Annotated in this window: 17 protein-coding genes; 10 read left to right on the top strand and 7 right to left on the bottom strand. The window is 65.1% G+C overall.

Annotated elements, in window-relative coordinates; all coding sequences use genetic code 11:
• Positions 1-75: 75 nt before the first annotated feature.
• Entirely contained in the window at positions 76-1,701 is a 1,626-nt protein-coding gene (gene mdlC / locus ASE39_RS07590) for a benzoylformate decarboxylase (protein WP_057270729.1), read from the bottom strand.
• An 89-nt stretch (positions 1,702-1,790) separates the two neighbouring features.
• Here mdlC and ASE39_RS07585 point away from each other — a divergent pair, with 89 nt between their 5' ends.
• The 5 genes from ASE39_RS07585 to ASE39_RS07565 all read left to right on the top strand — a co-directional run bounded on the left by ASE39_RS07585 (position 1,791) and on the right by ASE39_RS07565 (position 6,484).
• The gene (locus tag ASE39_RS07585; RefSeq protein WP_199864254.1) at positions 1,791-2,690 is read left to right on the top strand and encodes a LysR family transcriptional regulator; all 900 of its coding nucleotides are present in this window, start codon (positions 1,791-1,793) and stop codon (positions 2,688-2,690) included.
• 64 nt (positions 2,691-2,754) lie between these two features.
• Entirely contained in the window at positions 2,755-3,942 is a 1,188-nt protein-coding gene (locus ASE39_RS07580) for a PA0069 family radical SAM protein (protein WP_057270727.1), read from the top strand.
• Between the two features lie 222 nt (positions 3,943-4,164).
• The gene (locus ASE39_RS07575) at positions 4,165-4,863 is read left to right on the top strand and encodes an HAD-IA family hydrolase (RefSeq protein ID WP_057270726.1); all 699 of its coding nucleotides are present in this window, start codon (positions 4,165-4,167) and stop codon (positions 4,861-4,863) included.
• 8 nt (positions 4,864-4,871) lie between these two features.
• A complete protein-coding gene (locus tag ASE39_RS07570) occupies positions 4,872-6,083 on the top strand; it encodes an amidohydrolase (protein WP_140426718.1) in 1,212 nt (403 codons plus the stop codon).
• A gap of 47 nt (positions 6,084-6,130) precedes the next feature.
• Positions 6,131-6,484, top strand: coding sequence for a cupin domain-containing protein (locus ASE39_RS07565; RefSeq protein ID WP_010460134.1), 354 nt, complete (start codon positions 6,131-6,133; stop codon positions 6,482-6,484).
• Between the two features lie 110 nt (positions 6,485-6,594).
• On the opposite strand, the gene ASE39_RS07560 is transcribed toward ASE39_RS07565, so the two are convergent.
• Positions 6,595-7,632 (bottom strand): sodium-dependent bicarbonate transport family permease, encoded by a 1,038-nt coding sequence (locus ASE39_RS07560; RefSeq protein ID WP_057270791.1) that lies wholly within the window; start codon positions 7,630-7,632, stop codon positions 6,595-6,597.
• Positions 7,633-7,718: 86 nt separating this feature from the next.
• Here ASE39_RS07560 and ASE39_RS07555 point away from each other — a divergent pair, with 86 nt between their 5' ends.
• The 3 genes from ASE39_RS07555 to ASE39_RS07545 all read left to right on the top strand — a co-directional run bounded on the left by ASE39_RS07555 (position 7,719) and on the right by ASE39_RS07545 (position 9,900).
• Positions 7,719-8,615, top strand: a complete 897-nt coding sequence (locus ASE39_RS07555) for a LysR family transcriptional regulator (RefSeq protein ID WP_057270724.1) — start codon at positions 7,719-7,721, stop codon at positions 8,613-8,615.
• A 104-nt stretch (positions 8,616-8,719) separates the two neighbouring features.
• A complete protein-coding gene (locus tag ASE39_RS07550) occupies positions 8,720-9,358 on the top strand; it encodes an XRE family transcriptional regulator (protein ID WP_057270790.1) in 639 nt (212 codons plus the stop codon).
• On the top strand, positions 9,355-9,900 hold the full coding sequence (locus ASE39_RS07545; protein ID WP_057222978.1) for a GNAT family N-acetyltransferase: 546 nt from the start codon (positions 9,355-9,357) through the stop codon (positions 9,898-9,900). The genes ASE39_RS07550 and ASE39_RS07545 overlap by 4 nt, the downstream gene beginning before the upstream one ends.
• A gap of 284 nt (positions 9,901-10,184) precedes the next feature.
• Here the strand turns inward: ASE39_RS07545 and ASE39_RS07540 are convergent, their stop codons facing one another.
• Together ASE39_RS07540 and ASE39_RS07535 are read right to left on the bottom strand one after the other, a co-directional pair.
• The gene (locus ASE39_RS07540; protein WP_348981573.1) at positions 10,185-10,481 is read right to left on the bottom strand and encodes a GNAT family N-acetyltransferase; all 297 of its coding nucleotides are present in this window, start codon (positions 10,479-10,481) and stop codon (positions 10,185-10,187) included.
• Between the two features lie 271 nt (positions 10,482-10,752).
• Positions 10,753-11,667, bottom strand: a complete 915-nt coding sequence (locus ASE39_RS07535; protein ID WP_057270723.1) for a LysR family transcriptional regulator — start codon at positions 11,665-11,667, stop codon at positions 10,753-10,755.
• Between the two features lie 86 nt (positions 11,668-11,753).
• Between ASE39_RS07535 and ASE39_RS07530 the strand changes: the two genes are divergently transcribed.
• Together ASE39_RS07530 and ASE39_RS26750 are read left to right on the top strand one after the other, a co-directional pair.
• The gene (locus ASE39_RS07530) at positions 11,754-12,497 is read left to right on the top strand and encodes a sulfite exporter TauE/SafE family protein (RefSeq protein WP_082615361.1); all 744 of its coding nucleotides are present in this window, start codon (positions 11,754-11,756) and stop codon (positions 12,495-12,497) included.
• Positions 12,498-12,504: 7 nt separating this feature from the next.
• A complete protein-coding gene (locus tag ASE39_RS26750; protein ID WP_010460146.1) occupies positions 12,505-12,675 on the top strand; it encodes a hypothetical protein in 171 nt (56 codons plus the stop codon).
• A gap of 59 nt (positions 12,676-12,734) precedes the next feature.
• On the opposite strand, the gene ASE39_RS07525 is transcribed toward ASE39_RS26750, so the two are convergent.
• Genes ASE39_RS07525 through ASE39_RS07515 form a run of 3 tightly spaced genes read right to left on the bottom strand, consistent with a single transcriptional unit; the run spans position 12,735 to position 15,678 of the window.
• Positions 12,735-13,910: an FAD-binding oxidoreductase gene (locus ASE39_RS07525; protein WP_057270721.1), complete on the bottom strand. Its 1,176-nt coding sequence runs from the start codon at positions 13,908-13,910 to the stop codon at positions 12,735-12,737.
• Positions 13,907-15,295: an FAD/NAD(P)-binding oxidoreductase gene (locus ASE39_RS07520; protein WP_057270720.1), complete on the bottom strand. Its 1,389-nt coding sequence runs from the start codon at positions 15,293-15,295 to the stop codon at positions 13,907-13,909. Before ASE39_RS07520 ends, ASE39_RS07525 begins: the two co-directional genes overlap by 4 nt.
• Positions 15,292-15,678 (bottom strand): (2Fe-2S)-binding protein, encoded by a 387-nt coding sequence (locus ASE39_RS07515; RefSeq protein WP_057270719.1) that lies wholly within the window; start codon positions 15,676-15,678, stop codon positions 15,292-15,294. Before ASE39_RS07515 ends, ASE39_RS07520 begins: the two co-directional genes overlap by 4 nt.
• Positions 15,679-15,685 lie beyond the last annotated feature (7 nt).

The raw sequence follows: 15,685 nt of genomic DNA, 5'->3' as shown, positions 1-15,685 counted from the left end.
GAGTGCCCGGGTGTGCCGGGTCTGGTGTGTCGGGGTGATGCGGTGAGCAGGGAGGGTCGGGTCGTGTGGGGGCTTTCAGGCCACATCCACCTCGACCAGGATGGCGTGCTGGCTGGCCAGCGCGTCGCGCAGCACCTGGTGCAGCAAGGCGGGGTCGCTCACGCGCACGGCCTCGCAGCCCTGGCCACGGGCGAGCGCAAGGAAGTCGAGGTCTGGCAGGTCTGTGCCTTCGAGCTTGTCGCCTTCGTGGAATCCGAAGGTGGGCGCGAACTCCTGCAGCGCCGCGTAGCGCCGGTTCTTGAGGATGATGAAGGTGATGGGTAGCTTGAGCTGCGCCGCACTCCACAGGGCCTGAATGGAGTACATCGCCGAACCGTCGCCCAGCAGCCCGATCACCTTTTTGTCCGGTTTGGCCAGTGCCACACCCACGGCGGCGGGCATGCCATAGCCCAGGCCACCGCTGCACATCGTGTAGAAGGTTTCGCTCTGCACAATGGGCAGGTAGGCCTGCATGGCCGCGCGCGAGCTGGGGGCTTCTTCCACCACGATGGACGCCGCGTCGCGCACCTCGGCCAGTGACTGCATCACATACGGAACGCTCATCAGCGGCCCCAAGGGTTCCACGCGCGGTCGCGCCGGGCGGGGTGGGGGCAGGGCGCGCGGCGGTGGTGCCGGGCGTGCCAGCAGGTCCAGCACCCCCAGGCGGATGCCGCCCACGGCCGAGGTGCCTTCGGGCGTCCAGGCGGCGGTGCCGGGGTCTTCGATCAGTTGCACAAGTTGTGCACCGGGTGGCACATGGGGGCCAAACCCCTCCACGTGGTATGTGAAGGCAGCGGCACCCAGCGCAAACACGAGGTCATGGCCCGCGAGCAACGACACGATCTTCTCGCGCATGGGGGGCAGCACCCCGGCGAACAGACGGTGGTCCTGCGGAAAACCACATCGGCCCGCCATGGGGGCAATCCACACGGCTGCGTGGTGCCGCTCGGCCAACTGCACCACGGCATCCCACGCGTGGTCGCGGTCCGCTGCCGCACCCACCACCAGCACGGGGCGCTGTGCGGTGTCCAGCGCGTTGCCAATGGCGTCCAGCACGCGGGGCTCGGGTCGCGTTTCGGTGCTGACCGTGCGGGCCTTCAGCGGCTCGCAAGGCTTGTCCCAATCGTCGGCAGGGATGGAGACCAGCACCGGCCCGCGCGGCTGCTGCATGGCGATGTAGTAGGCCCGGGCAATGGCCAGCGGCACGTCTTCGGCGCGGGCGGGCTCCACGCTCCACTTCACATAGGGCTTGGGCAACTCGGTGGCCTGGCCCGAGAACAGGAATGGGTCGAACGGCAGGATGGACCGGGCCTGCTGGCCGGCGGTGATCACCATGGGCGTGCGGTTCTTGTGCGCCGTGAAGATGTTGCCCATGGCATGCCCCACACCGGCCGCCGAATGCAGGTTCACAAACGCGGCGTTGTGGGTGGCCTGCGCATAGCCATCGGCCATGCCCACCACCACCGATTCCTGCAGGCCCAGGATGTAGCGGAAGTCGCTGGGGAAATCGAGGAACAGCGGCAACTCGGTGGAGCCCGGGTTGCCAAAGATGGTGTTGATCTGGAATCCACGCAGCAGGTCGAGCACCACCTCGCGTACCGAAGGGCGGACGGATGCTGGGCGCGTGGCGGTTGCGGCTTTTTGAGGAGAGGCCTGGTGCATGGCGGGGGTGTTGCGTGATGAAGGCCTTGATCTTCGGCCTGCATGCTCTATCCATCAATACAATGAAATGACTAAGCAGTATTCAATCAATGCATATCAAGGACATCGACCTCAACCTACTGCGGCTGTTCGATGCGGTCTACCGCACGCGCAACGTGAGCCGGGCCGCCGAAATGCTGGACCTGACCCAGCCAGCCGCCAGCCAGGCGCTGACGCGGCTGCGGTTGCTGATCAAAGACCCGCTCTTTGTGCGCGCGGGCGGCGGCGTGCAGCCCACCCCCAAGGCCGACCGGCTGGCTGACGCCGTGCGCAGCGCGCTCGGTTTGCTGGAAGAGGCCCTCAACGAGTCGGCCCTGTTCGACCCCCTGCAGTCGCGCAAGGTGTTCCGCATCCACATGAGCGATATCGGCGAGGGGCGATTTCTGCCTGCCCTGATGGCCGCCCTGCAGGCCCAGGCGCCTGGTGTGCGGCTGGAGACGCAGCCTGCGCCGCGCAGTGACATTGCGCCCTTGCTCGACAGCGGCCGCATCGACTTTGCGTTCGGTTTTCTGCCCACCGTGAAAGACACCCAGCGCGTGGAGCTGCTCCGGGACCGCTACATCGTGCTTCTGCGCGCGGGCCATCCGTTCACCCTGCGCCGGCGCAGCGGGCCCGCCTTGCTCCAGGACCTGCGGCAACTGGAGTTTGTGGCGGTGCGCACCCACTCGGACACCCTGCGCATCCTGGAGATGCAACAGCTGCAAGACCGCCTGCGCCTGACCACCGAGCATTTCATGGCGCTGCCCTCTATCGTGCGCGGCACGGACCTGGCTGTGGTCATGCCCCGCAACATCGCCCAGACCTTTGCCGCCGACGCGGGCTACACCATCATCGAGCCCGCGCTGCCGCTGCGTGACTTCACGGTGTCGCTGCACTGGAGCCGCCGTTTTGAAAGCGACCCCGGCAACCAGTGGATGCGCGGGTTGATCGAAAAACTCTTCAGGGAGTAGGGCTGCGGCCCTTCCTGGCTCGGTGCGTGCATGGCGAGTCAAATAACTGTATATTTATACAGTTATGAAGCACAGATCCGCCACCGATCCTGACCTGCCAGAAGGGCCGGTGGAAATACGCATACCGGTCCAGGCCATCCGTGGCAGGGGCGCTGCCACAGCCATGCCGCACCGGTTCACACGCGATGTGCGGGAGGTGGTGGACGATGGCTGGGGGCGCGTTGGCCAGGACGCTGGCGGGCAGGGAAATGGTGATGATGATGCTGGCGAGGACTGCGCGCCGGTGCCCGCTACCACGGTGCATCTGGAGACGGCGCGCAGTGCCATCTGCGCCAACGATTCGCCCGATATCTTTTTCGAGCTGTCCGTCAATCCTTACCGGGGCTGCGAGCACGGCTGCATTTACTGCTACGCACGGCCTACGCACAGTTACCTTAATTTCTCGCCAGGGCTCGACTTTGAAACGCAGATCGTGGCCAAGCACAACATTGCCGAGGTGCTGCGCAGCGAGCTGAGCGCACCGCGCTACGTGCCCCGGCTGATCAACATCGGCTCGGCCACCGATTGCTACCAGCCTGTGGAGCGCGAACTGAAGCTCACCCGCAGCCTCATCGAGGTGATGCGCGACGCACGCCACCCGTTTTCGCTCATCACCAAATCCAGCGGCGTGGAGCGCGACCTGGATTTGCTCGCCCCCTTGGCCGCGCAGCGCCTGGCGGCGGTGTACGTCACCATCACCACGCTCGATGCCGCCCTGGCCCGCCGCATGGAGCCGCGCGCCGCAGCGCCCCACCGGCGCCTGCGCACCATCCGTGCGCTGGCCGAGGCGGGTGTGCCCGTGGGCGTGAGTGTGGCGCCGCAAATCCCCTTCATCACCGAAGACATGGAACAGGTGCTGGAGGCCGCTCGCGATGCGGGAGCGCGCACCGCCTTCTACACCGTGCTGCGCCTGCCGTGGGAGCTGGACACCCTGTTTCGCGAATGGCTCACGGTGCACTACCCGCAGCGCGCCGCCCGCGTGATGGCGCGCGTGCAAGACCTGCACAACCTCACGGACGCACAGCGTGGCGCAGGCAAGGCCTACAACAGCGACTTTGCCTCCCGCATGAAAGGCAGCGGCCTGTGGGCCGACCTGGTGCGCCAGCGTTTTGCCACCACCTGCCGCCGCCTGGGCCTGAACCGCGAGCGCGAAGGCCTGGACCTGGGCCAGTTCAGGCCCGGGCTGCTGCGAGGGCAGGGCAGCCTTTTTTAGAAGCCTGCTTCCGGACTCTCCGGGCCTGCACCACCAAGGTGACGCCACGCCTTGCCCTGGTGCCCTTCTCACAATCTGCGCAGCAGGCCCTCAAAAACGCAATTCGCTGCTGCGGCACCCCGCTGGTTCAGTGCCCGCTGGCGGACGTCCGCTCCTAAGCTTCTTACACCCCGATGTGGCGCTGGCCGCGTCGACAAAAGTTTGCTTATTTGAGGAGTACCCATGGCCTTGCGTGATTTCAAAGTGCTGACCTTTGATGTGGTTGGCACCCTGATCGACTTTGAAGGTGGCATGCTGGCCTACCTGCGCCAGGCGGTCCCCGCCAGCCCTGTGACCGATGAGCAGTTTCTGGCCGCCTACCGCGCCGCCCGCAAAAGCCCCGACACTGACTGGTACCCCAACGACCTGGTGCGCTGCTGGCACGCCATCGCCCCGCAGTTGGGCCTGCCCGACAGCAACGCGCTGGCCGAAGGCTTTCGCGACTCGGTCGCGCAGTGGCCCGCGTTCCCCGATTCCATCGAAGCCCTGGCCCGCCTGCACAAGCACTTCAAACTTGTGACCATGACCAACGCGCAAACCTGGGCGTTGCAGCACTTCCAGAAAACGCTGGGCTCGCCGTTTGACCTGCTGCTCAGCTGCGACGACGCCCTGTGCGAAAAACCCGATGCCCGCTACTTTGCCTACGCCCGGGGCCGCTACGAAGGTGCCTGGGGCTACACCCAGGCCGGCAATTTGCACGTGGCGCAAAGCCAGTACCACGACATCGGCATCTCCAAGAAGCTCGGTATCACCACCTGCTGGATCGAACGCCGCCACGGCCTGGCCAGCTCCGGCGGCACCATCGAATCCGAGCACACCGTGCCCGACTACCACTTCCACACCCTGGCCCAACTGGCGGACGCCGTGGAAGCGGGCCAATGACCCAGGCGCTGGATGTGGCCGCACTGGCCGAGCCTGTGGCAGACCTGCTGCCCGATCTGGTCGCCCTGCGGCAAGACCTGCACGCCCACCCCGAGCTGGCCTACGAAGAGCGCCGCACCGCAGGCATCGTGGCGCAGTCGCTGCGCCTGCTGGGCCTGCAGGTGGCCGAAGGCGTGGGCGGCACCGGCGTCGTGGGCACGCTGCATTGCGGTGGTGCCGGTGCGGGCCCCAGCGTAGGTTTGCGGGCCGACATGGACGCCCTGCCCATGGTGGAACTGGGCCAGCACGCCTACACCAGTCGCCACCCTGGCACACACCACGGCTGCGGGCACGATGGCCACACCAGCATGCTCATCGGTGCGGCGCGCCAGCTGGCCCGCACCCACCAGGCGCTGGGCTTGTGTGGCATCGTGCACTTCATCTTCCAGCCTGCCGAAGAGGGCAAGGCGGGGGCCGCCCGCATGATCGAAGACGGCCTGTTCGATCGCTTTGCATGCGACAGCGTCTATGCCTTGCACAACTGGCCCGATCTGCCCTTGGGCCACGCGCAAACGCGCCCCGGCCCCATCATGGCAGCGGCCGACCGGTTTGACATCACCGTGCGTGGCAAGGGCGGCCATGCGGCCCAGCCCCACCACACACCCGACGCCATCCTGGCCGCCAGCCAATTGGTGGCGCAGCTCAACACCATCGTGGCCCGGCGCATCGACCCCAGCGAATCGGCCGTGCTGTCCGTCACGCGCATCGAAGGTGGCCACAGCCACAACGTGCTGCCCGCCGAGGTGCAGATCACCGGCACCGTGCGCAGCTTTGATGCCGCTGCGCAAGACCGCATCGAAGCCGCCCTGCGCGCCACCGCCCAGGGCGTGGCCTTGGCCAGCGGCACCGAGGTGCAGGTCAGCTACCAGCGCTATTACCCCGCCACCATCAATACCTCCACCGAGGCCGCGCTGGCGCTGCAGGCTGCCCAGGCCGTGGGCCTGCAGTCGAAGGTGGCGCCCCGCGCTGCCTTCACATCGGAGGACTTCGCCTTCATGCTGCAGCGCAAGCCCGGTGCCTACCTGTGGCTGGGCCAGGGCCGCGCGAGCCCCGGTCCCGAGGGCGAACGCTCCCTGCACCACCCCTGCTACGACTTCAACGACGACGCGCTGCCCCTGGGGGTGCGCTGGTTTTGCGAAATCGCCGCCCGCACCCTGGCGGCGCAGCCCACGTCCCGCTAACCCTGCTTTGCACGGTTTGCCAGCCTCAGTTTTTTCAGACACCCGCCATGAGCATCACCATTCTTCAAAACACCGCCACCGTCAACGGCCTGCAAACGCAGGGTGGCCCTGCACGCCCCATCACCCAGCCACCGTGCGCCTTCAGCGGCCTCGACATCGACCTGCCCGGTGTGGGCGCCCACCAAACCGGCATCTGGGAATGCACCCCTGGCCGGTTCGAACGCCAGTTGCCCAACGCCGAAGTCATGCACATCGTCAGCGGTGCCTGCACCTTCACCCCCACCGGCGGCGAGCCGCAGCACATCCAGGCGGGCGACACGCTGTTCTTCCCCGCCCACACCACGGGCGAATGGCACATCACCCAAACCCTGCGCAAGGTGTTCTTCATCGTGGCGCAGTAGGCTACCTACGGGGTATCGAAATTCAAGGAAATTGGCTTCCAGCGCTTATTGGTAAAGCGTTAATTGATATAAAAATAATATTAAATGAGCGTGGCACCACAAAGCCTGCGCTACCCCACCCACAGCCGCTGCACCATCTGCGTGTACAGCGGAATGCCCAGCACGATGTTGAGCGGAAACGTCACCCCCAGCGACAGGCTCACATACAGCGACGGGTCCGCCTCCGGGATGGCATAGCGCACCACCGCAGGCACGGCGATATACGACGCGCTGGCCGCCAGCACCATCAGCAGCACTGCGTCACCTGCGGGCACATTTGCCAGCCACGCCAGCCCCAGGGCCAGCGCCGCATGCGTGATGGGGGCCAGCACCGCATACGCCAGCAGCCAAGGCGACTGTTGCCGCACCGAAGGCAGGTTCCGCGCGGTCGACAGACCCATGTCCAGCAAGAAAAGGCACAGCATGCCCTTGAACAGGTCGCCCGAAAACGGCTGCATGGCCACCTTGCCCGCGTCGCCCGTCAGCAGGCCGATCACCATCGCGCCCAGCAGCAACAACTGCGTGCCATCCGTAAACGACTCGTGCAGGATCTTGCCCACCGACAGGCTGGGGCCCACCTTGGCAGGGCTGTGGCAGCCCAATGCGGCTGCACCCGCAGCCGCCATTGCTACCACCTGCGGAGCGCTAGCGGCTACCGTCTGCTTTTGCCGCATTGCATTGGCCTGCAGCACCGCCAGGATGATGGCGGGCGACTCCATCAGCGCCATCGCCGCCGCCATGTAGCCACCGTAGGCAATGTGTTGCGACTCCAGGTACTGCGTGGCCGTCACAAACGTCACTGCGCTGACTGACCCATACGTGGCCGCCACCGCCGCCGCGTTGAAACCCGACAGCACCCGCCGCAACAACACAAAGCCCATCAGCGGCACGACCACGGCCAGCAGCACCGCCAGCCCCAGGCTGCTGGCCACGCTGGGCGTGAATCCAGAAGCTGCCAGCGCAAACCCGCCCTTGAGACCTAGCGCCATCAGCAGGTAGATGGACAAGAACTTCGAGATGGCTGCGGGCATCTCCAGGTTCGACCGCACCAGGCCCGCAAATACGCCCAGGGCAAAAAACAGGATCGCCGGGTCCAGCAAGCTTTGCATCATTCAACTCCTTGGGCAGCAATGCTATGCAGGGCTGGGTGCAAAGTAAAATCGATTTGATTGTGCTTATCTATAGATAAAAATCTATGAACATCACCTTTCGCCAGCTGCGCCTTTTTCTGGCACTGGCCGAAACCGGCAGCGTCAGCGCCGCCGCCCGGGTCATGCATGTCACCCAGCCCACCGCCTCCATGCAGCTGCGCGAAGTGACCCAGGCCGTGGGCCTGCCGCTGTACGAAGTCATCTCGCGCCGCGTGCACCTCACCGAGGCGGGCCATGCCCTGGCCCGCACCGCGCGCGCCATTGCGGGCGAGTGGGATGCATTTGAGCAGCGGGTTTCAGGCGCCAAGGGCCTCACCAGCGGGCGCCTCAAGGTCGCAGTGGTCAGCACCGCAAAGTACTTTGTGCCCCGCCTGCTGGGCAGCTTCTGCAAGCTGCATCCGCAGATCGACATCTCGCTCGAAGTGCTCAACCGCGACCACGTCATCACGCGCCTGCGCGCCAACCAGGACGACCTCTACGTCATGTCCATGCCGCCCGCCGACTTGCCATTGGAGGACCAGATCCTCATGCCCAACCCCCTGGTCGTCATTGCCCCTGCAGGCCACAAGCTGGCCGTAAAAAAGCGTATCCGGCTGGAGCAATTGCAGGAAGAGCGCTTCATCCTGCGCGAAAAAGGCTCCGGCACCCGCATGGCCACGGACGCGCACCTGCGCCAGCTTCGCTTTACCCCCAACGCCGTGCTGGAGCTGGGCAGCAACGAGGCTATCAAGGAATCGGTGGAAGGCCAGCTGGGCGTCTCCATCGTCTCCCGCCACAGCCTTGGCCCCCACCATGAAGGGCTGGCCGTGCTCAACGTGTCGGGTTTCCCCATTCAGTCGCAATGGCACCTGGTTTGGCCCAAGGGCAAACAGCTGTCACCGATTGCGGAGGTGTTTCGGGGGCATTTGATGGGAGAGGTCGAGGGGTGGATGGGCAGGTGAGAGTGCCGTTTTTTCGATCGAACGGCTGTACCTGGCCAGGAGGTGCCGCTCATCACCACAAGCTCTTGACGATGAAATCCAATATGTTGGATACTTTGTCCAGCATGAAGAACACAAAATCACCAAACGGAAGTGCCAAGCAGCCGGACATTAATTTGCGGATAGCTAGCCGGGTACGTGAACTACGTGCACTGCGAGGCGCATCGTTGGATGCATTGACCTCGCAATGTGGGGTCAGCAAATCGATGATTTCGCTGATTGAGCGCGGCGAGGCAAGTCCCACTGCAGCCACTCTTGAAAAATTGGCCGCTGGACTCGGTGTATCGATGGCGGCCCTTTTTGGTCCAGATGACGCTGCTGCCGAGTTAGAACCTCTCTCGCGCCGTTCTGATCAAATGATCTGGAAGGACCCGGAATCTGGCTACATGCGCCGGGCCTTGACCCCACCAAACTGGCCCACTCCTATCCAAATCGTAGAAGTGCACTTACCCGCTGGTGCCAGAGTGACTTACGAGTCGGGCGCGAGAAAACCCGCGCAGGAGCAACAGGTTTGGGTCATGCAAGGGAAGATCGAGGTCACGTTGGGCGACCAGCTGTTTTCCCTCAGAAGCGGAGACTGTCTCGCCATGCGCCTTGATCGACCGCTCGTTTACGCAAACCCAACAACGCGGGCCGCTGAGTACATCGTTGCGATCTGTGATCCAGCGCCAATCCTACTGATACAAGCAAGGACAACGACATGACCATCACGGACCAAAGCCTGAGGCTGATTGACTGCTCAGAAGAAGAACACGCGGGCGCGATTCTAGAAATCCTGAATGAGGCGATCGTCAACTCCACCGCACTCTACGACTACGTGCCGCGCCAACCGGAGGCAATGAGCACCTGGTTCGCGACAAAGCGTGCGAAAGCCTTTCCTGTTGTCGGTGCAATCGACTCAACGGGGCAACTGGTCGGCTTTGCAAGTTGGGGAACTTTCCGCGCTTTCCCCGCGTACAAGTACACGGTGGAACATAGCGTGTATGTGCACCATGAGCACAGAGGACGGGGCCTTGGCAAGACGCTGATGGTTGAGTTGATAGACCGTGCGCGTGCGAGCGACATGGTGCACGCATTGGTTGGCTGCATCGACGCAAGCAACAAAGGCAGCATCGCGCTGCATCAGGGGCTTGGCTTTACCCATGCCGGTACATTCAAAGAGGTCGGGTTCAAGTTTGGGAAGTGGTTGGACGCCGCCTTTTATCAACTGCTATTGGCATCTCCGGCAATGCCGGTTGATGGCTAGGCACCACGGCGGGGCCAAGCTTCTCACTCGTCAAGACGGTTGAGGACGCGTCAATTTCCCCAGCTCCGTCTTGGGGCTGGTCGTTCATTTTTTGCGCGCGCCGGATGACCGCTCGCCAGAACCTGTGACCGACTGCGTTGGGCCCTGAGCAGATCCTTTCCACAAACTGCGTAATCGAGCCCTGTCTTTCATGTAGCAAGCAGCACTAAAAAATATGAATACATTGGCCTCCAGCGCTTATCTGTAAAGCGTCAAAAGCTATTCATTCAATAGCATCTGCCGTCTCAGACCAGTACGTCCCGAATAGACCCGTCCTTATCAAACTGTGCTTTGGCAAACGGGCACAGCGGAACCACCTTCGTGCCCGTCGTCCGGGCCCACTGGACCAGTGCGCCCAGCAACGCGCGCCCCACGCCCTGTCCGCTGAGCGAAGGGTCCACCTCGGTGTGGTCCACGATGACCATCGTTGCGTTGGTGCGGCTATAAGTCATCTCGGCAAGGCGCTGACTGTCCTTCTCCAGATAGAAGGCTCCTTTGGCGTCGTGCTCCTGGTGTTTGATGGTGTGTTCCATGGCTTTCATGTGGACAGGGTGGGTGTTGTGTGGCCTGGCGGAGGGACGAAAAAAGCAAGCTCTATGGTCCCCTGCGCCGTTCGATCAAATCGGCCCGGTCCATGAACCCGAAATGATTGCCGCAGTATCCGTACGAGCTTTCGCTAAGCGGATTCGAGTATGGCGCAAATGACCGCGGTGATTGGATATTGCAGAGCACTTGAAATGCATTTTTGGTCACCACTGGAACCTTGTTTTTCTTTCGTCATGCACATCGTCTTCTGGCTCGCAGAGATCCGGGTCAAGAACTCGCAAGTGCTTCGGCGAGCGCACTGACACCTGTGAGCTCGGCGCCCTGCGGTGTCATGCAGATGAGCAGTTTCCTTCGGGCCCACGTGTCAGACAGCGCAACAATTCGGGTTTTCTTTGGATCGCTGAAGCGCGACGCTGCGCTCTCCGGAACCACCGCTGCACCCACACCGGCTGCCACCATGTGTGCAATGGCATCAAAGCCGCCAAGCCTTACGCGGTGGCGCGGGACACGGCCACTGCGGCTTGCCTGGGATGCGAGGAAGCGGCTGAGCCCGCTGTCGCGGGACAGGCCCACCAGCGGATGCTGCAGCAGCTCGCCAAAAGCTAGGGAACGCTGCGAGCCCCAGGGCCCGCGCCGGGGCAGGAGTGCCACAAGGCGGTCGTCCTTCCAGGGCTGCACAACAAGCCCCGATGTGTCTACATAGTCCGCCAGGATGCCGAGGTCTGCCGTTCCACGGCGCAGCGCATCCAGCGCGGCATCGCTGGAAAGCTCTTGCACATCGACATCCAGCTCGGGGTTGCTGACCAGGAAATGCCCGAGTACGCGTGGCAGGGCCTCCGACATCGCTGCGGTATTGCAAAGCAGGCGCACGGTGCCGCGCAAGCCGTTGCCAAAGCTCGCCATCTCGACGTGCAGGGACTCCAGCTCCGCCAGCACCCGGCTGGCGTGGCGTGCAAAGGCCCGGCCTGCGTCGGTGGGCACCGCACCGGCTTTCGAACGGTCCAGCAGACGGGCTCCAGTGGCCGCCTCCAGTGCCTTGAGGCGTGCACTGGCCGCTGCGAGTGACAAATTCACCGCTTCGGCGGCCGAGGTGATGGTGCCGTGCTCCACCACTGCCGAGAAGAGGTGCAGGTCGAAAGGATCCACGCGGTAGTCGGTGGTGCGGCGGGCGGCGGTAACCATGGTCGTCGTCTTCCTCTTGAAAAGCCGAAGGATAGGCGGTGATCTACTGAATGGACAAGGCACCGTGCGGCCGACACCATGCCGCCATGGAAACCAATCAGGTGCTGCTCGTGGTCTTGGTGTTCGCCCTGGCGGGCGGTGTGAAAGGCATTACCGGAATGGGACTGCCGACGGTGGCCGTGAGTCTGCTGGGGCTGTGGATGGCGCCAGCGCAGGCGACGGCGCTGCTGGTGCTTCCATCACTGGCGACCAACATCGCGCAGTGTCGGGGGCCGCACCTGTGGCCACTTGCCCGGCGCCTGTGGCCGGGATGGGCCGCGATCGTGGCGGTCACGGCCTTCACGCCTGGCCTCGGCGCGGGAGGGGCCGGTGGCTCTGCCGGCCGTTGGCTGGGCGCCGTGCTGGTCTGTTATGGGTTGTGGGGCCTGTGGCGGCCCACCTTGCCGGACCTTTCGGGATGGGGGCGCTGGGCCGGCGCAGTGGTGGGGGCTGCAACGGGGTTCGTCACTTCGCAAACCTCCGTCTTCGTGGTGCCCTGGGTTCCCTACCTGCAATCTCTGCGTCTGCAGAAGGACGAAATGGTGCAGGCCCTGGGTCTTTCATTCACCGTGGCGACCTTGGCGTTGGGGGCGCGGTTGCATGCGTCAACGCAGGCCGAATGGTGGTCGGTGTCGATGGGGGTCGCACTGTGCGGCGCATTGATGGGGGCGTTTGCTGGTTTGACATTCGGCGAGGTGTTGCGGGGCCGGCTCGCGGGGCCGGCTTTCCAGAAAACGCTGTTCTTGGTCTTTACTGCACTCGGGGTGGCCAACCTCGTGCAGGCCGGATGAGGCGGGCATGAGCCCCGTTGCGAATTTGCAGGCGGCTGCCGCCCTGCTCGAGCGGGCGTATCGGTTGGCGCTGGTGCTTCAGAACGTCCAACCGTGCGATAGTGAAAATGCAGGGTTCGTTGCTGCAGAACTTGTCGAGGTGCTGGACGAGGCACGCGTTGCGCTGCTCAAGGCCTGAGTGATGGGCGGGACGGGGTGTGAAGCAACGGCTGGGGCTGAGCTACCCCCACGTCAATTTCAAGCTGCTTTCACGGCCTCTGTCCTCTGCGCCCCGGCGCGGCCAATCGAGTACGGCGAGAGCGGAATCTCCGTGTACCCCGTCGCCATCAACTCCGCCATGGTCTCGCCCACGCCGGGGCTGATGGCAAAGCCTTCGCCATTGAAGCCGAACGCGTAGTGCAGCCCGGGCACTTTGGAGCTAGGGCCCATGATGGGTTGCCAGTCGGGGGTGTAACCCTCGATGCCGCTCCACACGCGGATGAGTTGCACCTGCTCGAAAGCCGGCACAAAGCGGCGCAGTTCGCGCAGCTGGCGCAGGATGTTGTCCGGCCTGGCGTAGGCGCGGATGCGGTCGGCATAGGCCGGGCCTTTGAGTCCGCCGCCAAACACGATGTTGCCGCGCGAAATCTGGCGGAAGTACAGGCCTTCGTGCTCGATGGGTGACGACAGGCCGATGGACGGGCCGATGGCGTAGGGCAGAGGTTCGGTCACGCCCATCTGGGGGCCGCGTGGTTCCAGGTAGACGCCTTCGCCAAACTGCTCGGCCATGCGGTTAGACCAGGCGCCACAGGCCACCAGCATTTGCGCTGCGCGGTAGCGGCGGCCGTCGGCGGTGTGGGCGGTAAAGCCGTGGCCATCGTGTTCCACCTTCACTACCTCGGCATGCTCCACGATGTTCGCCCCGGCGCGGCGGGCGGCGCGGGCAAAAGCGGGGCCCGCCAGGCGCGGGTTGGCGTGGCCGTCTTCGGGCGAGTAAGAGCCCGCCACCACGCCCGGCGCAAAGATGCCCCAGCGCGTGCGCAGTTGCTCGGCGGTGACCATCTCCAGGTGCAGGCCGTAGGGCCTCACGTCGTGCGTGTGCTTTTCGATGATGGCGGCCTGCTTTTCGGTGTAGCACACGCGCAGGTGGCCATAGGGCACAAACTCGGCGTCTTCTCCCAGCAGCTCGCGGAGGCGGCCCCACACGGCGCGGGCGCGGTTGGCCAGGGGCAGCTGGTGCAGCTCGCGGCCCTGGCGGCGCACGTTGCCAAAGTTGGTGCCGCTGGCCTGCCGGCCCACCAGCTCGCGCTCCAGCAGCGTGACGGACTTGCCATGCTGACGCAGGAAGAAGGCGGTGGTGGTGCCCATGAGGCCGCCTCCCAGCACCAGCACGTCGCTCTCCTGAGTGTTCTGAGGGGTGTACGCGCTGTTCATGGCTGCACCTCGCGGGTGTTCATCATCAGGGGTTTGACGGGGGCTTGCGAGCGCAGGCGGCCTACCTGTTCAATGGGAATGCGGCAGGTGTGAGCGATGACCTCGGCTGCCGCATGGCCGCAGAAGCGCCCTTGGCAGCGGCCCATGCCCACGCGGCTGAAGGCCTTCGCGCGGTTGACTTCCTGGCTGTCCAATTCGGTCACACAGCGGCGCAGCTCGCCCGCCGTGACGGCTTCACAGCGGCAGACGATGGCGTCATCGGGCAGAGCCGCCGCTTGCTGGTGCGGCCACGGAAAGGCGTGGATCAGCCCTTGGCGGAAGCGGTCCATGGTGGTCAGCGTGCCGCGCAAGCCTGGGGCCTGAGCGCGGAAGGCGGCCTGGCCTGCAGCATGGCCTACGTCGCTCAATGCGGCCAGTGCAGCCAGGCGGCCAGCAGCCTCGGCCCCATCGGCGCCCAGGATGCGCGTGCCGTCTCCCGCCAGGTACACGCCTTTGGTGGTGCTGCGGCCATCTTCGTCAATGCGGGGCAGCCACTGGCGGCTGAGGGGTTCAAACGCGAATTCGCACTGCGCCAGGTCGGCCAGTTGGGTCTCGGGCCGCAGGTGCCAGCCCAGGCCCACGGCATCGCATTCAAAGCGCCGTGGCTGACCCTGGGCGGTGCGCACCGTGACGGCCTGTACGCCCAGGGCGTCGTCGCCGTCGATCCGCACGGGGGTTGCTCCTTGCAGCACGGGCACACCTGCAGTGCGCAGGCTGCGGATCAAACCCAGCCCGCGCAGCGCCAGAGTGGGCCGGGCCAACAGGCCGATGAGGGCTTTCCAGGGCTTGCGTGCTGGTGCGGTGTCGAGCACGGCGGCCACTTTGGCGCCAGCCTGCAGGTACTGCGAGGCCACCAGATACAGCAGCGGTCCGCTGCCCATGAAGACGACCTGTGAGCCAATGGCGCAGGCCTGTGCCTTGAGCGCAATTTGCGATGCACCCAGGCTGTAGCAGCCCGCGCGGTGCCAGCCGGGCACGGGCATGAGCCGGTCGGTGGCGCCGGAGCAGATGAGCAGCGCGTCATACGCCAGCGTGGCGGGCTCGCCGTTGCTCACCACATGCAGCTCGCCTGCCGTGTGGTTCCAGGCCAGGGTGTCGGGCCGGTAGTCGATGTGGGGGCGCAGGGCATCAAAGCTGCTGTGCAGGGCCTGGGCCTTGTCGGCCTCGGTGCCATAGAGTTTGCTGTACGGGCGCTTGAAGCCATCGGGCTGGCGGCGGTAGATCTGGCCGCCGTCGCGGCGGCTTTCGTCCACCACGGTGGGGCGCAGGCCGGCTTCGACCACGGCCTGGGCGGCGCGCACGCCGGCGGGGCCGGTGCCTACGATGACGATGCGGGGGGCTGTCATGGGGTGTTCCCGGTGGACACAGGCTGGCCGTGGCGGGCCAGGGATTCCCGCAAGTCCTGGGTCATGGGCCAGTGCAGCGCCGGGTGGCGCGTCAGCACGGCCATGCCTGCCGTGGCGGGCGTGGAGCAGGCGCGCAGTCGCTCGCCGCCCGGGGTCCACACCCAGCAGTCCTGGCAAGCGCCCATCAGGCAAAAGCCTGCGCGCGGGCCGTCGCCAAACTCGCTGTCGCGGGCACGGCGGCCATTGCACATCAGGGCGACCAGCAGGGTGTCGCCCTCGAGAGCGGTGCAGGGCTGGCCGTCAATGGCGAGGGGGATGGCGGGCCGGTCGGCCTCGGCCAGCCGCACAAAGCGCGGTGGTGGGGTGTGGGCGGGTGCAGACATGGGTAGG

Source organism: Acidovorax sp. Root267 (assembly GCF_001429215.1).
Lineage (GTDB): Bacteria > Pseudomonadota > Gammaproteobacteria > Burkholderiales > Burkholderiaceae_C > Acidovorax > Acidovorax radicis.
Note: the sequence above shows the minus strand (reverse complement) of the source record. Positions and strands in the feature narration are given on the sequence as shown.

Excerpts from the sequence above, each read along its gene's own strand:
- mdlC (WP_057270729.1), bottom strand. The coding sequence starts at position 1,701 with ATGCACCAGGCCTCTCCTCAAAAAGCCGCAACCGCCACGCGCCCAGCA.
- ASE39_RS07585 (WP_199864254.1), top strand. The coding sequence starts at position 1,791 with ATGCATATCAAGGACATCGACCTCAACCTACTGCGGCTGTTCGATGCG.
- ASE39_RS07580 (WP_057270727.1), top strand. The coding sequence starts at position 2,755 with ATGAAGCACAGATCCGCCACCGATCCTGACCTGCCAGAAGGGCCGGTG.
- ASE39_RS07575 (WP_057270726.1), top strand. The coding sequence starts at position 4,165 with ATGGCCTTGCGTGATTTCAAAGTGCTGACCTTTGATGTGGTTGGCACC.
- ASE39_RS07565 (WP_010460134.1), top strand. The coding sequence starts at position 6,131 with ATGAGCATCACCATTCTTCAAAACACCGCCACCGTCAACGGCCTGCAA.
- ASE39_RS07560 (WP_057270791.1), bottom strand. The coding sequence starts at position 7,632 with ATGCAAAGCTTGCTGGACCCGGCGATCCTGTTTTTTGCCCTGGGCGTA.
- ASE39_RS07555 (WP_057270724.1), top strand. The coding sequence starts at position 7,719 with ATGAACATCACCTTTCGCCAGCTGCGCCTTTTTCTGGCACTGGCCGAA.
- ASE39_RS07550 (WP_057270790.1), top strand. The coding sequence starts at position 8,720 with ATGAAGAACACAAAATCACCAAACGGAAGTGCCAAGCAGCCGGACATT.
- ASE39_RS07545 (WP_057222978.1), top strand. The coding sequence starts at position 9,355 with ATGACCATCACGGACCAAAGCCTGAGGCTGATTGACTGCTCAGAAGAA.
- ASE39_RS07540 (WP_348981573.1), bottom strand. The coding sequence starts at position 10,481 with ATGAAAGCCATGGAACACACCATCAAACACCAGGAGCACGACGCCAAA.
- ASE39_RS07535 (WP_057270723.1), bottom strand. The coding sequence starts at position 11,667 with ATGGTTACCGCCGCCCGCCGCACCACCGACTACCGCGTGGATCCTTTC.
- ASE39_RS07530 (WP_082615361.1), top strand. The coding sequence starts at position 11,754 with ATGGAAACCAATCAGGTGCTGCTCGTGGTCTTGGTGTTCGCCCTGGCG.
- ASE39_RS26750 (WP_010460146.1), top strand. The coding sequence starts at position 12,505 with ATGAGCCCCGTTGCGAATTTGCAGGCGGCTGCCGCCCTGCTCGAGCGG.
- ASE39_RS07525 (WP_057270721.1), bottom strand. The coding sequence starts at position 13,910 with ATGAACAGCGCGTACACCCCTCAGAACACTCAGGAGAGCGACGTGCTG.
- ASE39_RS07520 (WP_057270720.1), bottom strand. The coding sequence starts at position 15,295 with ATGACAGCCCCCCGCATCGTCATCGTAGGCACCGGCCCCGCCGGCGTG.
- ASE39_RS07515 (WP_057270719.1), bottom strand. The coding sequence starts at position 15,678 with ATGTCTGCACCCGCCCACACCCCACCACCGCGCTTTGTGCGGCTGGCC.